The organism is Streptomyces sp. NPDC093149, assembly GCF_044754145.1.
Classification (GTDB): Bacteria; Actinomycetota; Actinomycetes; order Streptomycetales; family Streptomycetaceae; genus Streptomyces.
On sequence record NZ_JBIVON010000061.1, the window covers coordinates 1 to 4837 of the forward strand.

Genomic DNA, 4837 nt, shown 5'->3' on the forward strand with positions numbered 1-4837 from the left:
GCGCAAGGCGTACGCCGTCTCACACGAGCCAGCCCCTCGCAATCGAACATCAAGGTAACGCTCCGCGACGGCTCCCCAAGATCTGCGCCAGAACCGAGAATTGAGGTCAACGCAGAGGGGTGGAGGTTCGTAAGTCGCTTCCTGGTCGAGGACGCTGATAGGTGCCTGGTGAGGATGCGGCGTCTACTACAGTGCAGTGTGGGCCGTGACTGGCGCTGAGGTGGAGAACCACCGGGGAGCGGTCTGACGAGATGTCATTGCCGTGCGCCTGGGCGAGTGGTCAGCAACGCCTGGAGGGCAATGATGTCCGCGACTCGGACGGTCCAGCTCATGGACGGCACCGGTCTCGCCAGAACCATCGTCGAAGGGGCTGCGGCCAGGGCGACGGAGATCTTACGGCGCACGGGTGCCGGTCCCTGTCTGGCGACGGTTCTGGTGGGAGAGGATCCCGCGTCGGTCACGTATGTCCGCATGAAGCAGGCACGGTGCGCGAAGGCATGTATCCAGTCCCGACATATCGGTCTGCCGGCCGCCACCACGACCTCCGAACTGATCGACACACTCGCCGGTCTGTCCGGTGATCCGGAAGTCCACGGGATCCTGCTTCAGCATCCTTGCGGCCCGCACATTGACGAGCGAGCGGCGTTCGAGGCCATTGCCCCGGAGAAGGATGTCGACGGGGTCACGATGCATTCCTTCGCCGCGATGAGCTTCGCGCTGCCGGGCTTCGTGTCCTGCACTCCCGGCGGGATCATGCGACTGTTGGATGCGTACGATGTCGACCTCGTCGGCAAGCACGCCGTTGTAGTGGGCCGCAGTGCGATTCTCGGCAAACCGGTGGGGATGCTCCTTCTCGCGAGGGATGCAACGGTGACGTACTGCCACTCGCGCACAGCGGACCTGCCAGCGATCGTCCGGGAAGCAGACGTCGTGGTAGCGGCCGTGGGGCGGCCTCGGCTGATCCGGGGCGAGGACATCAAGCCCGGAGCGGTGGTGATCGACGCCGGTTACAACCCGGGCAACGTCGGCGACGTGGACTTCGACACCGCCCGTACTCGCGCCGGCCTAATCACTCCCGTGCCTGGCGGCGTCGGACCGATGACCATCGCCGTCCTGCTCGCGCAGACCGTGGAAGCCGCCGCGAACCAACTGGGAATCTGAGAGCACGGAAGTTCTTCACCCAGAACTGGAGACCGTGTGTCGGGTCAGCTGTCCTTCTGGTGACGGCTCGCCGCCCGTAAGGGCGGTGAGCCGTCACGGAGGCGGGTCCGCAGATCTGTCAGCCGGCCGAGGCGGGCTCTTCGGCTCGGGCCCGGGTACTGGCGAGGCGGTAGGAGTCGGTGCCTGTCTCGATGATCGTGCCGTTGAAGGTGAGGCGGTCGACGATGGCCGCGCAGAGGCGGGGGTCGGTGAACGTCTTGGTCCAGCCGCCGAAGGATTCGTTGGACGCGATGGCGACGCTGTTCTTCTCCTCGCGCTCGGTCAGCACCTGGAACAACAGTTCGGCGCCGTGGCGGTCCAGTTCCATGTAGCCGAGCTCATCAATGCACAAAAGATCGACACGGCCGTAGCGGGCGATAGTCTTGTTCAGCTGCTTCTCGTCGGCTGCCTCGACCAGCTCGTTCACCAGCTTCGTGGCGAGCGTGTAGCGGACTCGGTAGCCCTTCATCGCGGCCTCGGTGCCCAGGGCGATGAGCATGTGGGACTTGCCGGTGCCGGAGTCGCCGATCAGACACAGCGGCTGGCTCTTCTTGATCCACTCGCAGCTGGCGAGGGTATGGATGGTCGCCGCGTCGGTGTTCGGATTGGCATCGAAGTCGAACGCCCGCAAGGACTTCTCCCGGGGGAAGCCCGCGGCTTTGATCCGCCGTTCCGAACGGCGTCGGGCCCGGTCGTCGCACTCGGCCATCAGCAGTTCGGCGAGGAAGCCGCGGTAGGTCATCTGGTCCTTGACCCCCCGGTCTGCGATGTCGTTGAACTCGTGCCGGATTGAAGGCAGCCGGAGGAGGCGGCAGGCGGTGTCGATCGCGGCGTCGGCGGCCTGCTCGGTCAAGCCTCGCTGGCGGGGCAGGGTGGTCACTGTGCTTCTCCCTCACGGTGGTCGCTGCCGCTGGTGCGGCGACGTCGGAGCAGTTGGTCATAGGGGGTCACCGACGGCAGCGTCCTGGTGTCCGGCGGAAGGTGCGCAAGTCGCCACTCGTGCAGCGACGTGACGGTTGCCGGCGTCTGCCCGGAAACCGCCGGGGTGGATGCGTCGCCGGTCGGCTCGTCCTCGGTCTGGGCGGCCTTGCGGGCCTCCGGGGCGACCGCGTCGGCGGTCAGGGCGCCGGCCCGCAGCGCGGTGGCCAGGCCCGCGACTACATGCTCGTGGGCGAGGTGCCGGTTCAGCAGCAGGACCTCGATCAGCGCCCGGGTGCCGTCCCGCTCGCCGTGGACTTTGCGGGCCTGGGCCCACCAGGCGTCGTGGACCGGGGTGAACTTGCCTGCGGAGCGGGCCTGTTCCAGGGCTGTGGCACCGGGGAAGGCACCGGGCTTGCGGATGAGGGCTTCGAGGTAGTGGTCCAGGTCCAAGCGGCAGCTGCCCTTCGCGATCAGCCTCTCGTGCCGGGCCACTTCGACGTTCTTGTCGTAAACCACCAGGTGAGAGGCGTGCAGGACGACGCGCACCCGTTTGCCGATGAGGCGGGTCGGGACCGAGTAGCGGTTGGTGCCGACGGCGATCTGGCTGTAGCGGTCGACACGCGGCGTGAACAGTCGGCCTGTCTCGAACGGTTCTTCCGGCAGCGGCATCAGCAGCGGCTGTTCGACGGCGAAGTACTCATCAACGGTCCGCGGCCGTGAACCGATCCTGCGATGCCCGTCGTGCAGGTCCCACTGGTGGACCAGCTCGTTCAACTCGGCGAGAGAGTCGACTTCCGGGACCGGGGTGAAGTGGTTGCGGCGGAAGTAGCCGATCATCCCTTCGACGCCGCCCTTCTCGTGGGCACCTTCGATGCCCGGGCGGCAGTAGAAGCTCTCGATGTTGATCTTCCGTGGGTTCGTGAATTCTGAAGGGTGGTCGCGACGAACCCACGGTGTCAGGAGAGCAGTTTGCCGGTACGAAGACGGTGGTTCAGGTCCTGCTCCACGATGCGGCGGGACCTAGAGGTCACTCAAGAGTCGTAGAAGCCTGTCGTCGGGAGAGCGCCAGCCTGCGTCGCTCTTGATCGACCTCTGTGACGACGACCGTGATCTTGTCGCCTACTTGGACGACCGCCTCAGGAGACTCGACAGGCGTCCAGGTGAGCTCTTGCAGATGGACCAGACCCTCGATGTCGGGGGTGACCTGGACGAAGGCGCCGAACGGGACCAGCTTGGTGACCCGTCCCTGCAGGGTCTGCCCCACCGTGGTGCCGTCGGCGAATGCCTGGAAGGGGTCAGGCTGCCTTGCCCGCAAAGAAAGCCTGGCTTCTCCGTTCCATGTGTCGAACTGGATGAACTCGCACGAAACCCGTTGTCCCACCTGAACGACGTCCGATGCTGTTTCGAAGCGTCGCCAGGACAGCTCGGGGATCGTGATGAACCCGACGCCGGGGAAGACCGGGTGCTCAGGGCCGTCATCTAACGCCACAAACACGCCGAACCGTTCGATTGATGCAATCCTGCCCGACAGTATCTCGCCGACGCGGAGGGATTTCAGGAACGCCCAGAGCTCGGGGTTCTCCATGGCGGCTCTGGAAAGCCATGCTCGACCCTGGTCCAGGTCAATGGCAGTCACCTCGGCGGTGATCCGCTGGCCCACTTCCACCACTGCAGCCGGACCCTGCCCCCAGGACAGGTCCAGCGGTCCCACAAACCCCAGCGGACGGGCAGCGAAGCCGTCCAAGGTCACCGACACTCCTCGAGATACCTCGGCCACGGTTCCGCTGCAGAGGTCACCGACCTGAAGTGCAGCCAAGAACCTCCGGGAAACCTCATCGTCCGACGCTTGGCTCATGCCAGCCAGCCTCTCATGGCTGGCCGTTCGTCGTCCCACGCGTGGACTCGTCCTCGGCGGCTGAGACGGCAACGGCGCTCGTGTAGCGGAGGCTGGTCTTGGCACCGAGCGAGAACACGTGCGCGAGGTGGAGAGGATCCGCTCCACTGGCAAGCGCCTCCTCCAGGATGCGGTCCTGCCTCAGTTGGTCAACGCCCACGGGCAATCTCTTGACCAGCTTGTCCATCCAGAACGTGGCCACAGCCGTCGCGGTGGTGGCGGTGTTCCTGGTGATCAGCAGGTGTGGGTTGGTGCTGTCGGGCCATCGGCGGTGGCGGTAGGCGAGATACTCGGTGATCGCCTCGGCGGTGTAGTCGTCCAGGGGCCGGTTCAGGCCCCCCCGGGATCGAGCCGGCGTCCGGGTAGGTCCACCTGCTCCAGCTGCATCGCGCGAATGTGGCGGGCTGGCAGTGCATGGATGCCGGACAGGGCCACGACCACGCGAAAGGCCGGATCCTGCAGTGCCGCGAGTGCGACGGACTTCACCTCGTCCGCGGTGAGTGATGCGGGGATCTTGATCGCCAGCTTGCCGCCCTTGATGCCTCGCATCGGATTGGCGAAGACCAGCCGCTCGGCCTTGAGGGTGCCGAACAGCGACCGCAAGGCACTGGCGTCGTATGCACGATAGGGCCGGTCGGCTACTGAACTTGATTGGGTGATGTCGGGCCGTTCGCCTGACATCAGCTGAGTCGGGTCGGTAGCTGTGGGGTGTGAGATACGCGCAGGACGGCGGTTTGACCGATGCCAAGAGGGCTGCAAGAGAGCGGATCCGGCTGGAAGCGGTCGGTCGCTTCGAGAGCGGCGCGAAGAACCGGGAGATCG

The 4837-nt window shown here is 65.8% G+C and carries 6 protein-coding genes and 1 riboswitch; of the genes, 1 reads left to right on the top strand and 5 read right to left on the bottom strand.

Annotation, left to right across the window (positions count from 1 at the left end; genetic code table 11):
• Window positions 1-195 precede the first annotated feature (195 nt).
• Window positions 196-281, top strand: a riboswitch (ZMP/ZTP riboswitch).
• 22 nt (window positions 282-303) lie between these two features.
• Window positions 304-1161: a bifunctional 5,10-methylenetetrahydrofolate dehydrogenase/5,10-methenyltetrahydrofolate cyclohydrolase gene (locus tag ACIQCZ_RS42355; RefSeq protein WP_402291541.1), complete on the top strand. Its 858-nt coding sequence runs from the start codon at window positions 304-306 to the stop codon at window positions 1159-1161.
• A 118-nt stretch (window positions 1162-1279) separates the two neighbouring features.
• Here ACIQCZ_RS42355 and istB read toward each other — a convergent pair whose 3' ends face one another.
• The 5 genes from istB to ACIQCZ_RS42380 all read right to left on the bottom strand — a co-directional run bounded on the left by istB (window position 1280) and on the right by ACIQCZ_RS42380 (window position 4696).
• Window positions 1280-2080, bottom strand: coding sequence for an IS21-like element helper ATPase IstB (gene istB / locus ACIQCZ_RS42360; RefSeq protein WP_402291531.1), 801 nt, complete (start codon window positions 2078-2080; stop codon window positions 1280-1282).
• Complete coding sequence (locus ACIQCZ_RS42365) at window positions 2077-2958, bottom strand: Mu transposase domain-containing protein (RefSeq protein ID WP_402291533.1); 882 nt, start codon at window positions 2956-2958, stop codon at window positions 2077-2079. The genes istB and ACIQCZ_RS42365 overlap by 4 nt, the downstream gene beginning before the upstream one ends.
• Window positions 2959-3148: 190 nt before the next feature.
• Window positions 3149-3976: a S1 RNA-binding domain-containing protein gene (locus ACIQCZ_RS42370; protein WP_402291535.1), complete on the bottom strand. Its 828-nt coding sequence runs from the start codon at window positions 3974-3976 to the stop codon at window positions 3149-3151.
• A 13-nt stretch (window positions 3977-3989) separates the two neighbouring features.
• On the bottom strand, window positions 3990-4217 hold the full coding sequence (locus tag ACIQCZ_RS42375) for a hypothetical protein (protein WP_402291537.1): 228 nt from the start codon (window positions 4215-4217) through the stop codon (window positions 3990-3992).
• A 128-nt stretch (window positions 4218-4345) separates the two neighbouring features.
• Window positions 4346-4696, bottom strand: a complete 351-nt coding sequence (locus tag ACIQCZ_RS42380; protein ID WP_402291539.1) for a hypothetical protein — start codon at window positions 4694-4696, stop codon at window positions 4346-4348.
• Window positions 4697-4837 lie beyond the last annotated feature (141 nt).